This window comes from Weissella thailandensis (assembly GCF_001932615.1).
In the GTDB taxonomy this organism is placed as follows: Bacteria; Bacillota; Bacilli; order Lactobacillales; family Lactobacillaceae; genus Weissella; species Weissella thailandensis.
On record NZ_CP014332.1, the window covers coordinates 399,772 to 424,814 of the forward strand.

Here is a 25,043-nt window from a genome sequence, read left to right on the forward strand (position 1 = left end):
AGATCAGCAAGTGAATTTTTTTCAGGGAGAGAGCAAATATGGCAGATGAGCCAATTGTGTTAGAAATGCACAATATAGTTAAGCAATTTGGCGATTTTCGTGCAAATGATGAAATTAATCTGCAAGTAAGACGTGGACAGATTCATGCCTTACTTGGAGAAAATGGTGCAGGAAAATCAACCTTGATGAATCAATTATCAGGTTTACTCCAACCGACCTCTGGTGACATTTTAATTAATGGCCAGAAAATTACCGTGGATAGTCCAGCCAAGGCATCCGAACTCGGCATTGGCATGGTGCACCAGCATTTTATGCTAATGGATGCTTTCACAGTTACTGAAAACATTATTTTAGGTTCTGAACCAGTTAATGGTATGAAGTTGGATATCAAAAAGGCTAGCCAAGATATTAAGAAATTATCTGAACAATATAGATTGGATGTTAACCCGGATGCCCTAGCAGGGGATATTTCGGTTGGTATGCAACAACGTGTGGAAATTTTGAAGACATTGTATCGTGGTGCCGATATTTTAATATTTGATGAGCCAACAGCTGTATTAACACCACAAGAAATTGATGAATTGATGGCTATCATGCGCCATCTTGCCGCAGAAGGTAAGTCAATTATCTTGATTACTCACAAGTTAGACGAAATTAAGGCAGTAGCGGATCAAGTGACGGTTATTCGCCGTGGAAAATCAATTGATTCATTTCCGGTAGCTGGTGTGTCATCACAAGAATTAGCAGATATCATGGTTGGACGTTCGGTCTCTTTGTATGCGACAAAAAAGTCACCAGCACAACCTAAAGAAACGGTCATCTCATTGGATCATGTCACTGTTAAAGATGGTCGGGGTCTGACAGCCGTTAAAGACTTAAGTCTTGATATTCATGCGGGTGAAGTGGTTGGCCTTGCTGGTATTGATGGTAATGGTCAATCTGAATTGATTTCAGCCATGACGGGATTGATGCCAACGGCTTCAGGGAAAATCATGTTAAATGATAAGAACATTGCCAATAAAAAGCCACGCCAAATTACTGAAGCGGGTGTTTCTCATATTCCTGAAGATCGACAACGTTACGGGTTAGAGTTAGACATGACGCTTGCTGAAAACATTGCCTTGCAAACATATTATAAGCGACCACTTTCAAAGCATGGCGTCTTAGACTATGAAGCGATTAATAAACATGCGCGTGATTTAATTACTAAATTTGATGTGCGGACAGTGAATGAATTAGTACCAGCCGGGTCATTATCTGGTGGTAATCAGCAGAAGGCCATCATTGCACGTGAGTTAGATCGTAACGCTGATTTCATTATTGCTGCACAACCAACACGTGGACTTGACGTTGGTGCGATTGAATATATTCATCAACAACTAATTTACCAACGTAATGCGAATAAAGCCGTGATGTTGGTTAGCTTTGAATTGGATGAAATTTTGAATGTTGCTGATCGCATTGCCGTCATTTCACATGGTGAAATTACAGGTATCGTGAATGCAAATGAAACAACGAAGAATGAGCTCGGTTTGTTAATGGCTGGTATGTCATTAGACGATGCTCGCGCACAATTAGCAGGAGAATGATCTCGTGAATAAAATTAATTCATATAGTACTGGTCTCGTCGCTGCCTTGGCAGTCTTCTTTGGGTTACTGGTTGGTGCGATTATTATGCTTGTATCAGGATTTAACCCCGTTACAGGTTATATCAGTTTAATTCAGTCAGCCCTTGGTTCATCTTTAAATATTGGTGAAGTCTTACGAGCGATGACACCATTGATACTAACAGCAGCAGGATTTTTGGTGGCTCAGGCCGCCGGATTCTTTAACATTGGACTTTCTGGTCAAGTTTGGGTCGGTTGGATTGCATCAACCTGGTTTGTGTTGGCAAATCAAGGCATGAATCCTTGGATTTTAATTCCAGTTGCTGTAATTATCGGTGCACTTGGTGGGGCTATCATGGGCTTTATTCCAGGATGGTTGCGTGCTCAGTTTGGTGCTTCGGAAGTTATTACAACGATTATGCTGAATTATATTGCTTTATATGGTGGTAATGCGATCGTGCAAGGATTACCTAATAAGATGATGGCGACAACCGATATGACGAAAACATTAGATGCATCTGATTCATTACGTTGGGATTTCTTGTCGAACCTAACAGGTGGGTCGCGTTTAAATATCGGTTTTCTTATTGCGTTGATTGCGTTGTTTGCAATCTGGTTTGTTATGAAACGTACGACCCTTGGTTTTGAAATTCGAGCCGTTGGGTTAAATCCAAATGCCGCCCGCTATGCAGGTATGTCAGCTAAGCGCAATGCGATTACAGCGATGACAATTTCTGGATTGTTAGCTGGTTTGGCGGGTGCGACTGAAGGATTGGGAACTTACCTAAATATCTTTTCACAATCAGCAGCACCGCAAGTTGGTTATGACGGTATGGCTGTTGCATTGTTAGCTTCGGGTTCATTCTTAGGTATTATCTTTGCCGGCTTTTTGTTTTCCGTTTTGTCTGTTGGTGGTTTGGGAATGCCGTTAGCAACAGGTGTTCCGACTGAATTGGTTTCAGTTGTGACAGCTTCGATTATCTTCTTCATTGGTGCCAATTATCTGATTCGTTTAATTTTAGTTAAGTTAGATGAGGACGATTCGAAGGATAAAGATAAGAAGAAAAAGAATAAAGCAACAAAAGCTGCTCAAAAGGAGGCAAAGTAATCATGAGTGTGGAAACAATTTTACAATTAGTGATTTCAAGTACACTGGTTTACTCGGCACCTTTGATTTTTACCGCATTGGGTGGTACTTTCTCAGAACGCGCGGGTATTGTTAACGTTGGTCTTGAAGGAACGATGATTATGGGAGCCTTTGCAGGGGTTGTCTTTAATTTGAGTTTTGCCGACCAATTTGGTAGTGCGACACCTTGGTTAGGATTAATTGCCGGTGCTGTTATTGGTCTGATTTTCTCATTGATTCACGCGGTAGCGACGGTGACTTTACGTGCTGATCATATTGTTTCAGGTACGGTCATGAACTTGATGGCACCAGCGCTTGGTGTTTATATCATTAAGTTGATGTATGGTAAGGGACAGACTTCAATGATTTCACAAAACTTTGGTTACTGGAACGTACCAGGTTTAAGCAAGATACCTTTTATTGGTCCAATTTTGTTTACAAAAACATCATCAACCGCTTGGGTAGCAATTTTTATCGCCTTTGTGGCATCGTGGTTACTATATAAAACACGTTTTGGATTGCGCTTACGTTCTGTAGGAGAAAACCCACAAGCAGCTGATACGTTAGGGTTGAAGGTATATACGCTACGCTATTCTGGTGTGCTAATTTCCGGTGTCCTTGGTGGTATTGGTGGTGCATTATTTGCGCAATCAATTGCTGGTAATTTCTCTGCTTCAACCATTGTTGGACAAGGTTATATGTCAATGGCAGCGATGATTTTTGGTCGCTGGAATCCAATTGGTGCCATGGGAGCTGCGCTATTCTTTGGCTTTTCACAGTCAATGGCCATCGTCGGTGCGCAATTACCAGTTATTAACCAAATTCCAGCTGTTTACCTACAAGTTGCACCTTATGTGCTAACGATTTTGATATTAGTTATTTTCTTTGCTAAATCAAAGGCACCAGCAGCGGATGGAATCAATTACATCAAATCAGTTTAAAAACTTCTAGGCTAGAACAAAATAAAAAGTTCTGGTCTTTTTTGTTGCTATAATAGATGTATCCATAACTAAAAAAAGGTGGCTAATGATGATTACGACAATTGCACTAGATCTAGATAATACATTATTGAATTCTGCAAAAGAAATTTCAGCGGAAAATGAACGTGTTTTGAAACAACTACATAAAATGGGCAAACGTATCGTTTTATGTACCGGACGACCTATTCAAGGTATTCAAAGATTATTAACACAATTGGAATTATTTGAGCCAACGGATTATGCCATTACATTTAATGGCGGTTTGATTCGACATAATCAAACGCAACGTATTTTAGCGCAGACTACCATTGGTAAACAAGAAGTTGCTGCTCTGTATCAGGATGCGGAGCAACGACACTATCCGATTGATGTGATTGGTGCTGATAAAGTTTATTCAATCGTTACATTAGGCAAATCTGATTATGAATCATCAATGGGTGCGGTGTTGCCATTTGCTGATATTTCATTTGATGAACTACCGGCGGATCGCGCGTTTGGGAAAGCAGTGTGCGCGGCACCGGCAGAAGTTGTTCAGCGTGTGCGTAAAGAAATGCCTACTGAATTGACTGATCTGTTGCATATCGTACCTTCGCGTGCGGAATTGTTGGAATTCTTGCCAAATAATGTCAACAAGGCCCATGGATTGTCGCAGCTGATGGCGCACTTTGGTGAGACATTGGATAATGTGATGACATTTGGTGATGAAGAAAATGATTTTGAAATGATTGCACAAGCCGGGGTGGGGGTTGCTATGGGGAATGCGATTCCTCAAATTAAACAAGTCGCTAATGCTGAAACACTAACAAATAATGAAGATGGCGTGGCTGCTTATTTAAAGCAATACTTTGACTTGCGGTAAAATAAAGAGCCGCCAATCTACCAGTAACTGGTTAGATTGGCGGCCTTTTTTTAAGTAACTGCTAACTTTATTAAGTTATTTTTTAAGTTGCGCGACGATATTTTCTAGATGAACGCCATGTGAACCTTTCAGCATAATTTCATCATCTTGTGTCAAATCAGCTAGCAGGTCCTTTAGTAATCTGTCTGCATCATTGATTGCATATCGCTTAACTGTACCAGCTGGGTAAAGCGGTTTTAAGGCATCCTCAAGTGGTGAAATCTCTTCACCAACTAAATAGACATGGGCAATTTTGGTTGGGTCAAGGCTTTCAATCAGGCTAGCATGTAATACTGGTGAAGCTTCACCAAGTTGTAGCATGTCACCTAAAACGGCAATGCGCTTACCTTGAGTTGGCGTATCGGCAAAGAAATGGAGCACTTCTTTAGCGGCGGTTGGATTAGAGTTATAAACATCAGACAGAATTTTACCACCAAACTGGCCGTCTAACCACTCAGTACGATTTTCCGTAATTGGTGCTTCAACTAGTGCCTGTGCAATTTTTTCATCTGAGATGTGTAGTAAATGACCGACCGTAATGGCAGAAAGCGCATTGGTTACATTGTAACGTCCCGTCATTGGAATGATGAACCGTTGGGTGCTTTGGTTAGTCGTGAAACTTGCTTGCAAGGGGGTCATGTCAATGTCACTAGCAAATAAATCGTTGGTGCTGTTTAGTCCGAATGAATCGCGTAATAAGTGGGGATGCTGGCCGACACGTTCAAGCAATAAAGGTTCATCCCCATTAAATACTAAGTGACCATTTTCTTTCAAACCAGTGATGATTTCCATTTTACCGTCAGCGATGCGTGCACGTGTCTTGAAAAATTCAATATGTGCTTCACCAATCATTGTTAGTAGGGCGATGTCTGGTTTGACGAGGTTTGATAGGAAAGTTAAATCGCCAGGATGGTCCATGCCGATTTCAATCACTAGTAGTTCGGTATCGGTAGGCATAGACAGAATGGTCTGCGGCACACCAATTTCATTATTGAAGTTTTCGGGTGTTTTAACAGTTTTATAACTTGTTTGTCCGATGGCGGCAATAAAGTCTTTCGTTGTGGTTTTACCATTTGAACCAGAAACTGCAACAACTAGCGGATCGACTTGGGCAAGATAGTGGCTTGCTAATTGTTGGTAGGCTGCCAAGGTATCGGAAACAATAATGACTGGTAGATCGGTTGGGACATCTTTATGGTCAGCTTGCCATAAGGCCACTGTTGCCCCATTGTTTTTAGCCGCATCAACATACTGATGACCATCATTATCGGCCACTAAAGGTATGAATAGATCGCCAGGTTTGACTTTGCGCGAATCGAATGTGGTATTCGTAACAGTGACATCGGCCTCGTTTTTTATTGGCGCATTTAAAATGGTTGCCATTTCTTTTAGAGTTAGCTTCATTAGTTTTATGTCCTTTGTAAACGTTTTTTCTTTTATTTTACCTTGTTCAGTAAGGACCGGCAAACAAAGATAACGGTTATGGATTTTTCAAGATTTTTTTTGGTGTATGGTTTATACTATTAAAGATAGTAATTAGAAAGTTTGGACGGGTTTGTTCAAGAAAGAACTTGCTCGATAAAAAATAAGAGGTGAATTTCATGGCCAAGGAAATCGGCGTTGATTTAGGGACGGCAAATGTGCTGATTTATGTTGATGGGGAAGGCATTATTCTAAATGAACCTTCCGTAGTGGCAATCGATACAAAAACAGAAAAAATTTTGGCTGTTGGAACGGAAGCTTACCAAATGGTCGGTCGTACGCCAGGTAATATAAGAGCCGTTCGTCCGTTAAAAGATGGGGTTATTTCGGATTTTGATATGACTGAGGCAATGTTGTCACGGTTTATGTCAAAATTAAATGTCAAAGGTGTCATGTCACGACCAAATATTATGGTTTGTGCGCCAACTAACATCACTAGCATTGAGAAAAAGGCTATTATTGGGGCAGCTGAAAAATCTGGTGGTGGTAAGGTCTATTTGGAATATGAGCCCAAAGTTGCGGCAGTAGGTGCTGGATTGGACATTTTTTCGCCAATCGCATCAATGGTCATTGATATGGGTGGTGGAACGACAGATATCGCTGTGCTCTCGCTTGGGGATATCGTTACTTCTGAATCGATTCGCGTTGCTGGTGATAAAATGAATGCTGATATTACCAACATGGTGAAAAAAGATCATGGATTGATGATTGGTGAGCGAACAGCTGAACAAATCAAAATTCAAATTGGTACCGCAACACCCTTAGACGAACCAGAAGAGATGGAAGTTCGTGGTCGTGATAGCTTTACTGGTATGCCACGTACGGTGACGCTAAATGCGAATGAGGTTGAGGCATCAATGCATGATACATTAACGCAAATCGTTGAAGCAGCTCATGCAGTCTTGGGACGAATTCAACCAGAATTAGCATCAGATATTATTGACCGTGGTATTGTACTAACGGGTGGTGGTGCGTTATTGCGTGGTGTTGACAAGTTGATTGCGCAACATCTCGGTGTACCAGTTATGATTTCAGAAAAGCCACTAGACAACGTTGCTAAGGGAGCAGGAATGTTACTTGCTCACATGCATGCAAATTAAGGAAGGTAAATATGTCACGAAAAAACAAACCAGTTGCTGTCGAAATTAATGAATTAGATGATAGCGTCTCAGAAGTGATGATTAATAAGGTAACGTTAGGAACGGTTGATGAAAAGAATTCACCACTTGTTGTAACGTTTGCTGATGGTCATCAAACAACAGCAGATAATTTTGATGATGCAGTCGCAAGTTTACTTGCAGAATTTAATTTGCACCATTAATTAATCGAATAAATAAACCAATAAAATAAGGGGGAAACATGCTAAAACGTTTTTTCTCAAAAGATGGTGGTGAAATAGACTGGTCGATCATTTTCGTGGTTTTGATGTTGGCATTGATTGGTTTAGCGTCGTTGTATGTCGCTGGAACGCATGATGCTAGTGTTAATGTGACACGAATGGTGCTACTGCAATTAGCCTATTATGTCGTTGGTATCGTTGGTGTCATGATTATCATGCAGTTTGATTCCGAACAGTTATGGCGAATCGCACCTTATGCGTTTGCTGTCGGCATGGTACTGATGATTGCGGTTCTATTTTTCTACTCGAAATCTTATTATGCTAGTACAGGTGGAAAATGGTTTGCTCTGGGACCGATTACTTTTCAACCTGCTGAAATAATGAAGCCGGCCTTCATTATTCTGTTGGCTCGCGTAATTACTGATCATAATATTTCAAATCCTGATCACACCATGAAGTCAGATTGGCGCTTGTTGTGGAAAATCATCTTATGGACATTACCAGTTTTGATTGTAAATGGTAGTGATTTTGGAACTAACTTAGTCTTTATTGCCGTAGTATTTGGGATGACTTTGGTATCAGGTCTATCATGGTTATATTTAGGACCAATTATTGCTATTGTCGGTTCACTTGGTTCAGTCGCGATTTTGTTCGTTACGCAAACTTGGGGACGTCATTTACTTGAACAAATTGGCTTTAAAGCTTACCAATTTACGCGTGTGGATGCGTGGTTGAATCCACAAAATGATACTTCAAATGGTGCCTATCAATTATGGCAGTCAATGAAGGCAATCGGATCTGGCGGAGTTACCGGAACTGGCTTTAACGTCTCACATGTTAATGTGCCTGTTCGTGAGTCCGACATGATTTTCTCAGTCATTGGTGAGAACTTTGGTTTCGTTGGCGGCGTTTTGCTACTGATTTTATATTTCTTGTTGATTTATCAAATCATTCAAGTTGTTTTTGATTCATCAAATCAATTCTATGCGTATATTGCCACTGGGGTTGTCATGATGTTGTTATTCCATATTTTTGAAAATATTGGTATGAACATCGGATTGGTGCCACTAACTGGAATTCCATTGCCATTTATTTCGCAAGGTGGTTCTGCACTGATTGGTAATATGATTGGTGTCGGATTAATTATGTCAATGCGTTATCATAATAAGTCTTTCTCGCTATCTGAGCGTGAAGGCTTTTCATAAAATAAAAGAGTTGAACAAAAGGCTGACTGTACCATATTGATGGCTTGCAGCATGCAAAACTTTTGTTCGACTCTTTTTTATTATTGCTATGTTATGATAAATGTAATTATTATTAAAAAGGGATGTCACATGCTAACTATCGGATTTATTGGTGCAGGTAATATGGCACAGGCCATGATTAAAGGATGGTCAGGTAATCAAGAAATTCAACAGGTCGTTTATTCACCACATGCTGGTCAAAAAGTGGCCGACGATTTACACATTGAAGCTAAATCTTCAGCTTTGGAAGTATGGCTAGCATCTGATTTGGTCGTTCTAGCAACACCACCAGATCAGTTAGCAGCTGTTGCTCGTGAGTTACAACCAGGTATTTTAATTAAGCCAAGTGTTATTGTTGCGTCGGTTTTGGGTGGTATCTCATTAGAGCAGTTACACAAAGCATTAGGTAATACAGTGGTGGTTACGCGAGCCTTGCCTAACGTGAATGTTGCTGTTAAGTATGGTTATACAGCTTTGGCATTTGATGAGCAGGTTGATGCCGACGTCAAAGGTGCCGTTGCTGCCTTGTTCTTGGAGTTGGGCCGTACGGATGAGTTAACGGAAGAACAATTTGGTGCTGCGAGCGCGATTGCTGGCTCTGGTCCAGCCTTTGTGGCCGCATTTACTGAGGCATTCAAAGAAGCCGGGGTAGCAAAAGGTTTGGATGAAGAAGTGGCTGCTAAACTAGCCGAACAAACGGTGGCTGGGACTGCGCAACATATGACCCAGGCTAAGAAAGCACCGTTGGATTTGGCTAATGAAGTTATGACACCTGGTGGTTCAACTGCAGCTGGCTTTGATGTGTTAACGCAAGGTGGACTAAACCAATTAGTGTTAGATACCATCACGGCAACAATGGCTAAAAATGCGGAATTTGAATAAATTATATTTTTTGTGAAAAAAGGGTTGCAAACGTCTGACGAAGCTGGTATTATTATTTATGTTGTTGAGGCAACGAAATGATATTGGCTCATTGGTCAAGCGGTTAAGACTCCGGTTTTTCACACCGGCATCCAGGGTTCGACTCCCTGATGAGCTATCAAGTTAAAAGGACTGACTGAACTGAACCCCGTAAGTTGGAGTAATTTCCAAAACTTACGGGGTTTTACTATGTTTTCAAAAGAAGTACAAATTGAAGCAGTCACGATGTACCTACAAGGTATTCCGCCTTATAAAATACGGAAAAAGTTTGGTATTAAAGGAACAGACACCATTCGTAACTGGGTTACTAACATCAAGGAGCTTGGTATCTATGGGTTAAACAACGCTAGTCAAAGTAAGACAAATTATCAATATTCCTTTAAAATCAAGGTAATTAAATGGCGCCTTGAGCACAAAGCTTCGCTTCCGGTAACTGCTAAGAAATTTCATATTCGTACCCCAGCTACCATTTGGCAATGGGAAAGAGCACTGGAATCTGGGCGCCTGAAATCTAATAAGAAAAGGCGGAAAAAGATTATGACTAAGCAAGAAGATAATAAAATTAAGAAACTTGAAGAAGAGAATGAATTACTGCGTATTAAGGTAGCCTATCTGGAAAAACTCGAGGCCTTAGCACAAGAGAAAAAGAAATTACAAACCAAGACAAAGCGGTAGTAATTACTGTGTTAAGGCAGGAATTGAAATGTAAATTGAAATTAATTCTTCAAGTAGCAGAAATGTCTAGTAGTGGCTACTATGATGCTTGCAAGCGAGCATATAAAGAATATCCTCGTGATTTGATTAATGCCATTACTGCAGTTCGTAATGAAAATCCCGATTATGGTTACCGTCGTGTCACTCAGGAATTGCATAACCAAGGGTTTAATACCAACCATAAGGTTGTATTGAAAATCATGAAAATGAACGGTATTCTTTGTACTGCATTTAACCGAATAACTCGTAAGTACAATTCATATGTCGGAACAGTTGGTCGTATTGCACCAAATCGTGTTAAACGTCGATTTATAACAGACCGACCTTATCAGAAAGTGCTCACAGATGTTACTGAAATGCGTTGGGGTTCTGGAACAGTATCTGAACGAGCATATTTTACGGCCTATATTGATGTTTATAGTGGTGAGATTCTCACTTGGAATATTGATCTTCATCCAACCGTTGATTTCGTTACGAAACCACTGGATGAACTATTAAATACTAGGCCCAAATTAAATTACCGTTTGACGATTCACTCTGACCAGGGATTCCAGTATCAAAATTATGAATATGTCTCACGTTTGCAGAACAACCATGTGTTTCAAAGTATGAGTCGCAAAGCGACCTGTCTAGATAATGCTATGGCAGAGAGCTTCTTTCATATCTTGAAGGTAGGAACTGTCCATAATAACCATTATCAAAACTATGACGAGCTGAAGTCTGCCGTCAATAATTATATCTATTACTACAACAATAAGCGGATTAAAACAAAGCTGGCCGGAAAAACTCCGGTTCAATACCGAAGTCTTTCCGACCAGCTAGTTGCTTAAACTTCTCTCCAATTTTTGGGGTTCAGTTCAGACAGATTTCTGTCAGTCCTTTTTTGTTTGTAATGTGAAAAGAACGACTTCAAGGCGTCTTTGTTCACGCTCTGTATAAACGCGCTCCCTAAAACTGAAGTCTCAATGTAACGAGGTTTACGCCATTCTTGTCCTACGCGTTGGCTACGGCCAAAAATGTCGCAAACCACGTTACAACCGACTTCAAGACGTTTTAGGTCACGCTCTGCGTAGACAATCAGCGAGTACACTTACCATAACTCTATGATAAAATGAAAGCAGCTAAAATATTATCAATCAATTTGATATTGAGCGATACATAAAAGGGGATTAGGGATTTATGGTAGAAGGACAGCGCTTGGTCGACGTATTTCGACCAACTCATTATGATATTTATTTAGATATTAATCGAGAAACAAAAGTCATTGCTGGTAAAACAACGATCAAAGGATCTGCAACACAAACGGCGATTACTTTAAACCAAAAGTTCTTATCGATCAATAATGTCACCGTTGATGGTCAGACAGTCATTGCGACGACTAACGATACGGATGAGACACTGACGTTTACTGTACCGGAGCCGGGTGAAATAACCATCGTGGTTGATTATACAGCGCCATTGACAGATACGATGATGGGTATTTATCCTTCATACTACCAAATTGATGGTCAAAGAAAGCAATTAATTGGGACACAATTTGAAACAACTGCTGCCCGTCAAGCATTTCCAAGTATTGATGAACCTGCTGCTAAAGCAACTTTCTCATTGGCGATTAAATATGATGAGCATGAAAATGAGACGATTATCGCAAATATGCCTGAGGAACGTGTCGTTGACGGTGTTCACTATTTTGCCCAAACGGTTAAGATGTCAACCCACTTAGTTGCCTTTGCCTTTGGTGAGATGCAGAGTAAGTTAACTGAGACTAACAGTGGTGTGAAGATTGGGGTGTTTTCGACAAAAGCTCATCAACCAGCCGAATTAGATTTTGCCTTAGATATTGCAAAACGTTCGATTGAGTTTTATGAGGATTATTATCAAACACCATATCCTCTGCCACATTCATGGCAATTAGCCTTGCCAGATTTTTCTGCTGGAGCGATGGAAAACTGGGGCTTAGTAACTTACCGTGAAGCTTACCTAGCTATTGATGCAGATAATGCCTCGGTAGAGATGAAGCAACGTGTGGCAACTGTTATTGCACATGAGCTAGCTCACCAATGGTTTGGTGATTTAGTGACGATGCAGTGGTGGGATGACTTATGGCTAAATGAAAGTTTTGCCAACATGATGGAGTACGTGGCAATTGATGCCTTACAACCAGATTGGCATATTTGGGAGCTATTCCAAACGTCGGAAGCAGCTTCGGCATTGCAACGTGATGCTACTGATGGTGTCCAATCTGTGCATGTTCAAGTTGAAAAGCCAGCCGAAATTGATGCTATTTTTGATGCTGCCATCGTCTATGCGAAGGGTTCACGTATGTTAGTGATGGTTCGCTCATTGATTGGGGATGATGCCTTACGCCGTGGGTTGAAAGATTACTTTGAAACACATAAGTTTGCGAATGCCAAAGGAGCAGATTTGTGGGCAGCACTTGGCAAAGCCGCTGGTATTGATCTAACAGCAATGATGGCTACGTGGCTAGAACAGCCTGGTTATCCAGTGGTCAATGTTAGTGTGGTTGACGGTAAACTGACCCTTGCGCAAGAACAATTCTTTATTGGGGAGGGCATTGATCAAGATCGCCAATGGCAAATTCCTTTGAATAGTAATTATGCAGCATTGCCAGAACTGATGGTTACTAAGACATTAGAACTTGGTGATTATGAAGAATTACGACAAAATGCTGGGACACCATTCCGTTTAAATGTTGATAACACTGCTCACTTTATTGTCAATTACGAGCCAGCATTGTTGCAAGATATCTTAAATCATGTTGATAGCTTAAGTGCTATCACGCAACTGCAATTGCTGCAAGATTTGCGTTTGTTAGCTGAAGGGCGTCAAATTTCGTATGCAGTGGTGGTACCGCTATTAAAGAGCTTTGCAACAAGCCAATCAAGTGTTGTGAACACAGCACTTTATCAAGTAGTTGGTAATTTGAAAAAATTTGTGGCATCGGATTCTCCTGAAGAAAAAGCATTGCAACAATTAGTAGATACACTAAGTGCGGCACAATTCGATCGTTTGGGTTGGCATAAAAAGGCCAATGAGACCATTGATGATCAAGTTAGTCGACCAGTGATTGCTGATGCAGCTTTGTTCGCTGAAGATAAAAATGCAGTGGCATCAGCTCACGACCTTGTACAACAAAATCAACAAGCGCTTGTTCAATTGCCAGCTGACATTCGGGCAATCGTCCTTGCTAATGAAGTTAAGCACTATGGTAGCCAAGCATTGTTTGATCAACTATTGACTGATTATCGGACAACGTCAGATGGTGGTTATCAACGTGATATCATGGCTGCATTAACTAAGACGTCAGATAAAGCGTTGCTAGAGCAAATCGTTAGTCACTTTGAAGATAGTGAAACAATTAAGCCCCAAGACTTACGTGGTTGGTACAAAGGCGTCCTTGCTAACGATGCTGGTCAACAATTAGCTTGGGATTGGATTCGCGATGATTGGGCCTGGCTTGAAAAGACGGTTGGTGGTGACATGGAATTCACCACGTATATTACGGTGACTGCTCGCATTTTTAAAACAGCTGAACGTCTTACAGAATTTAAAGCTTTCTTCGAGCCAAAGTTAGACACACCGGGACTAACTCGTGAAATTACAATGGATATTAATGTTATTGCCAGTCGTGTAGCGTTGGTTGAGGAAGAAAAGCTAGCCGTTCAACAAGCAGTTAAGGCATCGCTATAAAATATTGCATAAGGAGAAATAGGATGACACGCTTATTTGTGACAGATTTAGATCAAACATTTTTAAATTCAGAACGTCAATTTAATGTGCCACGTTTTTCGGCCATTTTGGATCAACTTGATAAAAGAGGTGATCAGTTTGCAATTGCGTCAGGTCGTGACGAAAACTGGGTCCGTAATAAGTTTGGGAAATTAGTTGACCGCATTCATTTGGTTACTGGCAATGGGGCGACATGGCGTGTTAAGGGTTCAGATGAGTTACATGTTCGAAATATTGATGCGTCAGCACTGAAAAAATTAGAAGAGATTTTAATTAGTGATACTTTTGAAACGATTAGTGTTGTCGCCTTTTCTGCTGATAATATGTATAACTTGGCAGGATTACAACAATTACCCGAAAATATGCAGGACTACATGGCACAAGTTTATCCTAATATGGCGACGGTTGATCATTTAACTGATATCTCAGAACCATTGACTAGTGTTACTGGTATTTTCCCGCCTGTTCATTCTGAAGAAGCAATTGCCTTGATTGACGATAATAACTTACCATTGCATGCGACAACGTCGGGGTATGGAACCGTTGATATTTTAGCCGAAAGTGTCAATAAGGCGACGAGTTTGTCAATGTTGATTGATCAAGTTGATTTAGCACCTGAAGATTTAACGGTCTTTGGGGATGGTATGAATGATTTGGAAATGATGCAACTGGCTGGTCAGGTCTATATCATGCCAAATTCTGATGATCGTTTATTCGGTCGCGGTTACAATGTGGTGGCTAAAGATAGTGATCACGATGGTGTCTTGGAAACCCTTGAAAAAATTATGTAGATATTTAGAAGAAGCACATCATTAGCTTATGACAGGTCTGATCGTAAGTATTGGTGTGCTTTTTATTTTAAAGAAGTTAAAGGCTAGCCCTCACTGCCTTGACGTTAGTTTGTTGTAAAGGTTAAACTAAGTACCATAAATTGCACCGTAAATGAAAGCCGGAGGAAAATTAATGGCGTACTTAGAGTTACGAGATATACAAAAATCGTACTATCTTGGTAAAGAAGAGTTTCCTGTCTTAAAAGGAATCAATCTAGATTTTGAACTAGGGGAGTTTGTTTCAATTCTCGGTGAATCTGGTGGTGGTAAGTCAACTCTAATGAATATCATCGGTGGTTTGGATCGTGAGTTTGAAGGGTCTGTGACTAATGATGGTCAACTTCTAGATCACAAACAAGAAAAACAACTTGATGAATATCGTCGCGGGACAATTGGTTATATTTATCAATCATATAATTTGATTAGTCATCTAACAGTTTTGGAAAATGTGATGGTGTCGCTAGAAATGACACCACTATCACAGTCTGAGAAGGTAAAACATGCGACTTCATTATTGGAACGAGTGGGATTAGCTGAACAAATCAAAAAGCATCCCAATCAGTTGTCGGGTGGACAAAAGCAACGTGTTGCCATTGCGCGTGCGCTAGCTTCTGATCCACAAGTCATCATTGCTGATGAACCAACTGGGGCTTTGGATTCAGAGAATACAGCTGATGTATTACGAATCTTAGATGAAATTGCTGCTGAAGGCCGCTTAGTTATTGCTGTTACGCATTCACAAGAAGTTGCCGATCACGGTACGCGTATCGTACATTTGGCTGACGGTCAAATCGATGATGACCAGCGTCTGCGGGAGGCATATGACGTGCCGGAGAACGATAACCGGATGACTGATCGGCCGTTACCAGCTAGTGCGTCTTATCGAAATGCTTATAAACATTTGACCTTCAGTTTTTGGCGTAATTCATTAATTATGTTAGGAACTGCCATTGGATTATTTGCCGTTATGCTATTTTCGGGATTAGGAAATGGTGTAAAGGCTTATATTGATAATCAGGTCAACTCATTAGCAAATCCGACTGCAATTACGGTTACTCGTCATCAAGATGACGAAGACGAAAATTCGGGCATTGGTCAAGCAAGTGCTGGTGGTGGTGCAGCTGATATTGAAAAACAGATGATTTCTGATGATCAGATGAAACAAATTAAGCACGTTAAAGGTGCGAAAAATGTGCAACCTGGTTACCAATTGTCTGGTGTGAAATCAAAATTGCAAGATCAAGATTATAATCTAGGGACAGTGCAAACTTGGTCAGCAACGTATCAAAAGAAGCTTGTTAAAGCTGGCCATGTACCAGGTAAGAATGAAATCCTAGTTGATAAGAAGACGGTTGCTAAGAAGTTTAATACGAAAGATTGGCAATCAGTTATTGGTAAGACAATGACGGTTTCATGGACAACAGTGAAAGAGGATGGTCGTACACCGGTCAACATCACGAAAGATTTGAAAGTATCTGGTGTTATCGATGCCGACAAGGCCGGAACAGCTAACGTTGTTAATTATCGGACAGTGCGTTCAGCCTATAAAGAAGCTGGGGCGCCAACTAACGCAATGTTCGCAACGGTTCGGGTAGCTAACCCAGACGATGTTAAGCCATTCCAAAAAGCAATCAATAAGTTGAAGGACGACGATAATAAACGTCTATATTCAGCCATTACAGTTGGGTCGATTCTTGATACGATCAATACCATCGTGACATTGGCAACGAACGTGTTGGCTGCTATTGCGGCTATCTCACTGATTGTTTCAGCCTTGATGATTATTGTGACAATGTTTATGTCAGTTTCAGAACGTACGAAAGAAATTGGTATTTTGCGTGCGCTAGGTGAGAGTAAGAAAGACATTCGTCGTTTATTCACTTCAGAATCATTATTAATTGGTATGGCAAGTTTTGTTCTATCTGTCGTATTAGCTTATGGTATCGGAGCAATAATGAATGCAGCCTTATATAAGATTGCCAAATTTGATATGATCCAGATTTCATTCGGCAATGTCGTCACGACTTTGATATTAGCGCTAATTATTTCATTCTTGGCGGCCTTGTTGCCAGCACGTCGCGCAGCAAAGTTGAACCCAATTGATGCTTTGTCCGCTGATTAATGAAAATTAGATTGATTTAAATGATATGAAACACAGTTTGCGATACAATCGCTAAGCTGTGTTTTTTTATTGGACGTAAACTATCTGACTAGAAAAATCGGTCTAGACCGTGTAAACTTGAAGACGATTAGAAGTGAACTTCAGGCGGTTGCTATCCGCTGGCGTCATTGAAGAAATAAGGGGAATAAATCATGAGTAAAGTTTTAACACATGCAACAATCTATACTGGAGAAGCTGAGCGCCCAGTGATAAAGGATGCTTACATTCGATTTGATCAACAAATTGAAGCGATGGGACCAATGTCAGAACTCGTTGCAACTTCGGCGGATGAATTGGTTCGTGCTGATCGCCAAGTGATCGTGCCAGGATTTATTGATGTTCATACACATGGTGCTTATGGTTTTGACACGATGGATGGTGAGACGACTGACATTGTAAAGATGGTCCATGGCCAAATTTCAGAAGGTATCACAGCCGTTTTCCCTACAACAATGACACAATCAGTTGATAATATTTCAAAGGCGATGACAGCTGTTAATGAAGCTGCTGAACAAGAGCCAGCAATTGTTGGGGTTCACCTTGAAGGACCATTTATTAATCCTCACTTTAAGGGTGCACAACCAGAAAAATATATCATTGCACCTAGTAAAGAATTGGTACAGAAATGGCATGAACTATCTGGTAACCGTGTCCGTTTGATTACTTATGCACCAGAACAGGCCGAAAATGTCGCTGAGTTTGAAGATTATCTAGCTGATAATCATATTATTGGCTCGATTGGTCATTCAAATGCGACCCGTGATTTTTTGCAAAAGCAATCAAAGGCTAGTCACATCACACATTTGTATAATGCACAACGTCCAATGGCTCATCGTGAGCCTGGGGTAACTGGCCATGCTATGCTTGAAGATAATATTCGTACGGAATTGATTGTTGATGGTTTCCATGTTTATCCAGATATGGTAAATGTGGCATATAAACTTAAGTCAGCACATCGCATTGATTTGATTACCGATTCAATGCGGGCAAAAGGCCTTGGTGATGGTGAATCTGAACTTGGTGGTCAAAAAGTTTGGGTAAAAGATAAGCAAGCACGTTTAGAGGATGGCACTTTAGCTGGTTCTGTCTTGGAATTTGATGATGCTTTCCGAAATATCATGGCTTTTACGGGAGCTACTATTCACGAGGCAATTCAAATGGCGTCGGTTAACCAAGCGGTTGAATTTGGATTAGATACCAAAGGAACCTTAGCAGTTGGTAAAGATGCTGATTTAAATGTCTTTAACGCAGATTTAACTGAATTACAAACAACATATAGTATGGGCCGTCGCTTTTCAAAACAAGACGGTGTTGAAACAAAGGAGTAGAGACTATGGGTTCTCCGGTATATATTCAAATTCATGATGAAATTCATGAAGCAATAGATGCAGGTCGGTGGGTTCCTGGAGATAGAATTCCAGCAGAACGTGAATTAGCGGAACAATTCAGTGTCTCACGTATGACGTTACGCCAAGCTATTATGCTATTAGTGGATGAGGGCGTTTTAGAACGACGAGTGGGCTCAGGCACGTTCGTGTCTGAACAAAAAGTGCAGGAGCATTTGAATGGTATTACATCATTTACCGATTTAATGGCTGATGCGGGAAAACAAGCAACTTCAAAGACGGTTAGTTTTCATGTCGGACGCGCAACAAATTCAGAACAGGAACAATTGCAGTTATCATCAGATGCCCGGGTATTACGAATGGAACGTGTTCGCTATGGTGATGACGAACCGATTGCCTTTGAAGTGGCAGCAATTCCTGAGTCACTTATCGAAGGGTTATCAAGAAACGACTTAACTGCTTCACTATATCGAACGCTTGCTGAAGAGCGTGGCTTGAAAATTGGCCGTGCCCAACAAGTAGTGACTGCCGCGGCTGTTAATGAACGAATTTCTGAATATTTAGCAATTAAACGAGGTGATCCAGTTTTGATTTTGCGTCAAATTACTTATGATGCCAAAGGAACGCCATTTGAATATGTTCAAACACAATATGTTGGTTCGCGGTTTGAATTTTATATGGAAAAATCATAATAAGGTCGTGACTAACCAAATGGGATTATGATTTAACACTTGTTTATAGTTTCATATTTTGGTAAACTATTTGAAGTGTTGAAAACTGCAGCGGGCTGTCCGCAAGCTCGTCAACAATTTACCGACCCGTTTCAATTATGGCGGAGAACACGCTAGTACCCGCGCTGCAGCGGTGAAAGTTTGGGCAAATTGCACGAATGTGAGGCAACTCTCTAGAATTCAACAAAATAAAAAATTCTGGAGGACATTTAAATATGTCACGTTATACTGGTCCTAAGTACCGTTTGTCACGTCGTCTTGGTGTTTCACTCTCAGGTACTGGTAAGGAAATTGCTAACCGTAATTATGCACCTGGTGATCACGGTGCCGGCCGTCGTTCAAAGCCATCAGATTATGGTATTCAATTAGCAGAAAAGCAAAAGGTACGTTACACTTACGGTTTGACTGAGCGTCAATTCCACAACTTGTTCTTGAAGGCAGGTAAGGTTCGTAAGGGTACTCACGGTGACAACTTCTTGTCATTGCTAGAGCGTCGTTTGGACAACATGGTTTACCGTCTAGGTTTGGCTACAACACGTCAACAAGCTCGTCAACTTGTTAACCATGGTCACATCTTAGTTGATGGTAAGCGTTTGGACGTTCCTTCATACGAAGTTGCTGTTGGACAAGAAATCTCAGTCCGTGAGAAGTCACAAAAGAATGTTTACATCCAAGCTGCTGTTGAAGCACAAGCTGGAACACTACCATTCGTTGAATTTGATAAAGATACATTAAAGGGAACTTTGGTTCGCGAACCAGAGCGTGCTGAATTGGATCACGAATACAATGAAGCCCTTATCGTTGAGTACTACAACCGTATCGGATAATTTTTATTCGCTTACCGGTTTGTGGGTACACAATAAAAAAGCCAAGGCATTTGCCTTGGCTTTTTTATTACTTTAAAATGTTTATAAATTGTTTTTATTTATTTATTTGAACAAAAAAATAGTAGAATAAGTTAAAAAAGGTTAAAGAACACCAAATAAAGTCTAAACAAATGTAAAAAATTAACATGTAATAGAAGTCACGTGGTACGCTAATCTTATTAGAATTCCCGATAGTTAGGAGTATGGTGATAATTGATCACCAGATAAAAGAGTATGACACAGATTGGACACATTGTAATTGGCTTAATCATTGTAGTAGCAGCCATTTATTTGATTATCTTTGTCTCTCAACGATTGACAGCGCGAAAAGTTAATAAGTTAATTCAAAAGAAAGCCCAATTGGCTGAGATTCCAATGCGTGATCGGTTAGTTAAAGGGCGACAGTTGAGCTTAACGGGACAGTCTTTGAAGCAATTTCAATTGTTGGAAGCAAAGTATAACCATTTGGAAACAAACGAGTTTAACAATATTGATTTAAAAGCAAATACCATATTATTTGATTCGCAGGGGTTAAATTTCTTAAAGACTGCGCAAGGCATGAAAAACCTTCAGCAACAAATTCGTGATGCAGAAGCAATCATTGATGTTGTGAACCAGGGTTTAAGTGATTTAGAACAAATGGATGCTGCCCATAAACAAGCAGTTAAGGATTTAGAAAGTAAGTATCAAGAGCTTCGAAAAGTGCTGTTGTCGCAAAATTTTGCATTTGGACCAGCAATTGATAAGTTGGAAGAGATATTAGGCTCGTTAGAAGATGATTTTGCAGAGTTTGCTCGTCTGACCGAGGCTGGTGATCATGCAACGGCTGCTGGAATCTATGAAACTTTAGGTATGGAAACCAACCAATTGGAACAGCGTATTGAGCAAATACCTGATCTTTTCAATAAATTGGATGATACGATTCCGGGTCAGTTATCAGAATTGCAAGATGCATATAACAAGATGTCTGCTGAAGGATTTAGGTTTGAAACGAATATTGAGAAGGAATTGGCAAATATTCGCGAAGAATTAGAAGCAGCTTTGGATTTGTTGAAAGAGTTGACGCTCAAAAAAGTATCAGAAGAGATCACACGGATGGAAGACCGTACAGAACTCTTATACGAGACTTTTGATAAAGAAGCGAAGGCTGCCCAAACAGTTTGGGAAAATAATGAGAATTTGACCGGGTACCTTGCCCACAATAAACGTCAAAATCATGAATTATATGCCCGTTTAGATCGTTTGAACCAAGATTTTGTATTTTCAAAAGATGAAGTGGGACAAATTCGTACTTGGGAAATTCAGTTATCAAATGATACCGTCAATTTTGAAGAATTGAAGCAAAAAATTGCGCGTCATGAAGCGGTATTTTCTAACTTAATCAGTGAACAAGTTGCCATTCAAAAAGATCTTGAACGAATTGAACGCGAACAAGTTGCCCGTTGGCAAACTTATCAAGAGTTGCCAGGACAATTGGAGCAGTCAAAGAAACGGGTAACCTTGTTGTCAGACAAGTTGCGTTTGATTCAGCGATCATTCGAACGCCAAGGGTTACCAGGACTACCGGAAACCTATCTATCAATTTTTTATTCAGTGAGTGATGAATTAGAACGCGTTAAACAGCAACTTAATATGGCGCGCGTCAATGTTGATGATGCGCTACGACAGTTGAGTATCGTGACAGCAGACTTAGATACATTGCAGGAACGAACGGATGAGTTGATTGAAGCGGCTACGGTTACTGAACGCTTGGTTCGTAAAGCATTGTTGTATCGTGATAACCCTGCAGTGGCTCAGGCAACTCAGCAAGCACGGTATTACTATGAAACGGGCTATGATTATGAACAAGCTATGAAGACATTAGGTGTCATGCTTGATCAATTGGAGCCTGGATTAACTGAACGGGTTGTTCAGCAGTATCGTCAAGAGCAAGCACAGTTACAAGCAGAATTTTCTGATAATGATTAATTTTTATTAAAGTATAAAGTGGTTGGGACAAAAAGTGTCTCAACCATTTTTTGTGTAAAAATGTTGAAAAACATGTTACACACCGGCTTCAAACCGATTTTTGTCACGCACTCTTTTAAACGCGATCCAAAAATCTGAAGCTTTAATGTAACGCAATTTGCGCCATTCCTGTCCTACGCTCTGCTCCGGCCAAAAATGTCGCAAACTACGTTACATACCAGCTTCAAAACAATTTTTTTCACGCTCTCTTTTACCTTAAAAGTTACGTTTTTACTTAAAATTTTACAAAACTACTAATATCTGGTAAGCTTATATACATAAGGCATACGAAATTTTTATGAAACAAAAGGAGAGTTTATGGAAGATAAGTTACCAAGTGATCATGCGTCAACCAATGTCGAAAAAGGGTTGACAGAAGTCCAAGTGCAGCAGGCACGAGATAAATATGGAACAAATGAATTTAACGAAGCACCGAAAGAATCGTTATGGTCAAAGATAAAGCGTAGTTTAAGTGATGTGGCGACGATTATTTTGATTATCGCTGCAGTTATTTCACTGCTTACATCAATCATGGAAAATGATGGCCGTTATTTTGAAAGTTTGCTAATTATTGGAATTGTTATTATTAATTCAGTGCTATCTATTTATCAGGAAGGGCGAGCTGAAGCAGCTTTAGACTCCTTAAAAGGTCTAGAGAGTGCGGAAGCAACTGTCAAGCGTAATAACAAAGTGACTACCATTCCAATTGCCGACATTGTTGTGGGTGATGTTTTAGTTCTTGAGAACGGTGAGAAAATTTCTGCCGATGCGCAATTAATTGAATCAAGTGAGTTACGAGTTGAAGAATCTGCGTTAACTGGAGAAAGTGATGCCATCGAAAAGGACGAGACGGAAATCTCTTCTGAAGATGATTCATTAGGAGATCGTTTAGATCGTGTATACCGTGGAACAGCTGTTGTGAACGGTCGCGGAACTGGTGTAGTTACTGCTATTGGTATGCAGACTGAGATGGGTAAAATTGCCGGCTTATTAGGTAATGAAAAACGTGAACAGACACCATTACAAATTAGACTTGCCCAACTTGGTAAGCGTTTGAGTGTCATTGCGATTTTGGCAGCCCTAGTTGTTATTGGATTAGGAATTGCTTCTGGTGAGCCATTACTATCACTATTCATGACTGCCGTATCATTGGCGGTTGCCGTTGTGCCAGAAACGTTGATGATTATTGTGACGATTACATTGGCACTTGGTGTGCAAAAGATGGCCAAGCGTCAGGCAATTGTCCGTCGTCTACCAGCCGTTGAAACATTAGGTTCAGCCACGGTTATTGCATCTGATAAGACGGGTACGTTAACACAAAACAAAATGACTGTTCGTCGAGCTTGGGATGCAGAAGCAGATCATGTTTATCATGATGAAGAATTAGTCGAGCAAATTCCTGATGTATTGAAGTTTGGAGCATTGTCAACCAATGTGACGAAACCTGGTGATGAAGTATCTGGTTTACCAACCGAAGTTGCCATGGTCAATGCACTCGGTGAGTATTCTGAATATGAAGCTCTGCAAAACAAATATCCAAAGGTTTATGAAATACCATTTAATTCAACCAGAAAGCGAATGACAACAGTTCATCGTGTTGAAGATGGTTATCTAGCAGTTACCAAAGGGGCATTTGATGTCTTGTTGCCTAAGTTCCCAGCAGAAATGCATGAACAGGCAATTGAGATGAACAAAGAGTTTGGTACGAATGCCTTACGTGTTATTGCTGTCGGAGTTGTTAAGTTACCTGAAATTAGTATGGAACCAACCGCAGATGAATTAGAAAAGGGTATGACCCTATTGGGATTGGTTGGAATTATTGATCCACCAAGACCAGAATCAGCACAGGCTGTTGCGGAGGCCCGTGCCGCTGGTGTTAAGCCACTTATGATTACGGGTGATCATGTGGTCACTGCCAGTGCAATTGCGCGTGAAATTGGTATTCTAGGTGAAAACGATTTGGCCCTTTCAGGTTCAGAATTACATAAAATGTCTGATGAAGAACTTGATAAGAATGTTGACCGGTATGCTGTTTATGCTCGTGTCACGCCAGAGGATAAGATTCGAATCGTTAAATCATGGCAAAAGCGTGGGGACGTTGTTGCTATGACTGGAGATGGTGTGAATGATGCGCCAGCCTTACGTAGTGCAGATGTTGGAATTGCTATGGGTAAGACAGGAACTGACGTTGCCCGTGAAGCATCAGACATTGTCTTGACTGATGATAACTTTGCAAGTATCGTTCGTGCCGTTGAAACTGGTCGTGGTATCTATGGTAATGTTCGTAAGACTGTTAATTTCTTGATGAGTGCTAACATGTCAGAGATTATTATCATTATTGGTGCTATTCTCCTTGGTTGGGGATCGCCATTGATTGCTACGCAACTATTGTTCATTAACTTGGTTGCCGATGGGTTGCCTGGATTTGCTCTTAGTCGTGAACCAGTTCATGGTAATGTGATGAATCAAGACCCTGTTAGCCCCAAGGATAGCTTGTTTGCAAATGGTTTAGCAACTAGAATTGTTATTAATGTTGTCCTCTTTGCTGCCGTTAGTTTGTTGGCACAAGGTTATGGTGTTTATACTCATGATAGCGCCGTAGGAACGACAATGGCCTTTGTTGTTTTGTCATTGATGTCAATTTTGCACGTATTTAATATTCGTAGTGAGTCTTCAATGTTCAAGGTTAAATTTAGTGCTAACCCAATGTTAGTATTGATGGCAATTTTAGCAGCGGCTATTACAATTCTTATTGTATTAATACCAGCTACCCAAACATTGTTTAGCTTTGTACCATTGAGTGGTATGGCTTGGCTAATTACAATCGTATTATCATTGGTTCCGAATATTTATTGGGAAATTCATAAAGCGATTAAATCAGTTATATAAAAACTATAAGCACAGGATGTTCGCATCCTGTGCTTATTTTATATGGTATTACGTTAAAAAATCGCTTTTATTTATTAAATTGGTAGGATATAAAGGCTTGGATGATTAAAAGTCGAACTTTTAACGAAAGACCGTTGAAACGAATAAAGTTT

General features: G+C 40.4%; 19 protein-coding genes and 1 tRNA gene. 19 read left to right on the forward strand and 1 reads right to left on the reverse strand.

Annotated features, from left to right (window positions below):
• Positions 1 to 38: 38 nt before the first annotated feature.
• From FOL01_RS01935 to FOL01_RS01950, 4 genes are all read left to right on the forward strand, one after another.
• Positions 39 to 1,589 (forward strand): ABC transporter ATP-binding protein, encoded by a 1,551-nt coding sequence (locus tag FOL01_RS01935; protein WP_075269065.1) that lies wholly within the window; start codon positions 39 to 41, stop codon positions 1,587 to 1,589.
• Positions 1,590 to 1,593: 4 nt separating this feature from the next.
• Positions 1,594 to 2,715 carry an ABC transporter permease gene (locus FOL01_RS01940; protein ID WP_075269066.1) on the forward strand — a complete coding sequence of 374 codons (1,122 nt, stop codon included), beginning with the start codon at positions 1,594 to 1,596 and terminating at the stop codon, positions 2,713 to 2,715.
• Positions 2,716 to 2,717: 2 nt separating this feature from the next.
• The gene (locus FOL01_RS01945) at positions 2,718 to 3,674 is read left to right on the forward strand and encodes an ABC transporter permease (RefSeq protein WP_075269067.1); all 957 of its coding nucleotides are present in this window, start codon (positions 2,718 to 2,720) and stop codon (positions 3,672 to 3,674) included.
• Between the two features lie 88 nt (positions 3,675 to 3,762).
• On the forward strand, positions 3,763 to 4,572 hold the full coding sequence (locus FOL01_RS01950) for a Cof-type HAD-IIB family hydrolase (RefSeq protein ID WP_083603400.1): 810 nt from the start codon (positions 3,763 to 3,765) through the stop codon (positions 4,570 to 4,572).
• Positions 4,573 to 4,647: 75 nt separating this feature from the next.
• On the opposite strand, the gene FOL01_RS01955 is transcribed toward FOL01_RS01950, so the two are convergent.
• Positions 4,648 to 6,015: a UDP-N-acetylmuramoyl-tripeptide--D-alanyl-D-alanine ligase gene (locus tag FOL01_RS01955; protein WP_075269069.1), complete on the reverse strand. Its 1,368-nt coding sequence runs from the start codon at positions 6,013 to 6,015 to the stop codon at positions 4,648 to 4,650.
• Positions 6,016 to 6,212: 197 nt separating this feature from the next.
• Between FOL01_RS01955 and mreB the strand changes: the two genes are divergently transcribed.
• From mreB to FOL01_RS02035, 15 genes are all read left to right on the forward strand, one after another.
• The gene (gene mreB, locus FOL01_RS01960; protein WP_075269070.1) at positions 6,213 to 7,193 is read left to right on the forward strand and encodes a rod shape-determining protein; all 981 of its coding nucleotides are present in this window, start codon (positions 6,213 to 6,215) and stop codon (positions 7,191 to 7,193) included.
• Between the two features lie 11 nt (positions 7,194 to 7,204).
• A complete protein-coding gene (locus FOL01_RS01965; protein ID WP_075269071.1) occupies positions 7,205 to 7,414 on the forward strand; it encodes a DUF2969 family protein in 210 nt (69 codons plus the stop codon).
• A 38-nt stretch (positions 7,415 to 7,452) separates the two neighbouring features.
• Positions 7,453 to 8,637, forward strand: coding sequence for an FtsW/RodA/SpoVE family cell cycle protein (locus tag FOL01_RS01970; protein WP_075269072.1), 1,185 nt, complete (start codon positions 7,453 to 7,455; stop codon positions 8,635 to 8,637).
• Positions 8,638 to 8,730: 93 nt separating this feature from the next.
• Positions 8,731 to 9,558 (forward strand): pyrroline-5-carboxylate reductase, encoded by an 828-nt coding sequence (gene proC / locus FOL01_RS01975; protein ID WP_335673830.1) that lies wholly within the window; start codon positions 8,731 to 8,733, stop codon positions 9,556 to 9,558.
• Positions 9,559 to 9,643: 85 nt separating this feature from the next.
• A tRNA-Glu gene (locus FOL01_RS01980) sits at positions 9,644 to 9,715 on the forward strand.
• 71 nt (positions 9,716 to 9,786) lie between these two features.
• On the forward strand, positions 9,787 to 10,272 hold the full coding sequence (locus FOL01_RS01985) for a helix-turn-helix domain-containing protein (RefSeq protein WP_075269074.1): 486 nt from the start codon (positions 9,787 to 9,789) through the stop codon (positions 10,270 to 10,272).
• Between the two features lie 35 nt (positions 10,273 to 10,307).
• Positions 10,308 to 11,141, forward strand: a complete 834-nt coding sequence (locus tag FOL01_RS01990; protein ID WP_083603401.1) for an IS3 family transposase — start codon at positions 10,308 to 10,310, stop codon at positions 11,139 to 11,141.
• Between the two features lie 349 nt (positions 11,142 to 11,490).
• Complete coding sequence (locus FOL01_RS02000; protein WP_075269077.1) at positions 11,491 to 14,022, forward strand: M1 family metallopeptidase; 2,532 nt, start codon at positions 11,491 to 11,493, stop codon at positions 14,020 to 14,022.
• 23 nt (positions 14,023 to 14,045) lie between these two features.
• Positions 14,046 to 14,852: an HAD-IIB family hydrolase gene (locus FOL01_RS02005; RefSeq protein ID WP_075269078.1), complete on the forward strand. Its 807-nt coding sequence runs from the start codon at positions 14,046 to 14,048 to the stop codon at positions 14,850 to 14,852.
• Between the two features lie 172 nt (positions 14,853 to 15,024).
• A complete protein-coding gene (locus FOL01_RS02010) occupies positions 15,025 to 17,013 on the forward strand; it encodes an ABC transporter ATP-binding protein/permease (protein WP_075269079.1) in 1,989 nt (662 codons plus the stop codon).
• A 191-nt stretch (positions 17,014 to 17,204) separates the two neighbouring features.
• Positions 17,205 to 18,380, forward strand: a complete 1,176-nt coding sequence (nagA, locus tag FOL01_RS02015; RefSeq protein ID WP_075269080.1) for an N-acetylglucosamine-6-phosphate deacetylase — start codon at positions 17,205 to 17,207, stop codon at positions 18,378 to 18,380.
• 5 nt (positions 18,381 to 18,385) lie between these two features.
• Positions 18,386 to 19,090 carry a GntR family transcriptional regulator gene (locus tag FOL01_RS02020; protein WP_075269081.1) on the forward strand — a complete coding sequence of 235 codons (705 nt, stop codon included), beginning with the start codon at positions 18,386 to 18,388 and terminating at the stop codon, positions 19,088 to 19,090.
• 254 nt (positions 19,091 to 19,344) lie between these two features.
• Entirely contained in the window at positions 19,345 to 19,956 is a 612-nt protein-coding gene (gene rpsD, locus FOL01_RS02025) for a 30S ribosomal protein S4 (protein WP_075269082.1), read from the forward strand.
• A gap of 273 nt (positions 19,957 to 20,229) precedes the next feature.
• Complete coding sequence (locus tag FOL01_RS02030; protein ID WP_075269083.1) at positions 20,230 to 21,963, forward strand: septation ring formation regulator EzrA; 1,734 nt, start codon at positions 20,230 to 20,232, stop codon at positions 21,961 to 21,963.
• Positions 21,964 to 22,320: 357 nt separating this feature from the next.
• A complete protein-coding gene (locus FOL01_RS02035) occupies positions 22,321 to 24,891 on the forward strand; it encodes a cation-translocating P-type ATPase (protein ID WP_075269084.1) in 2,571 nt (856 codons plus the stop codon).
• The last annotated feature ends 152 nt before the right edge of the window (positions 24,892 to 25,043 follow it).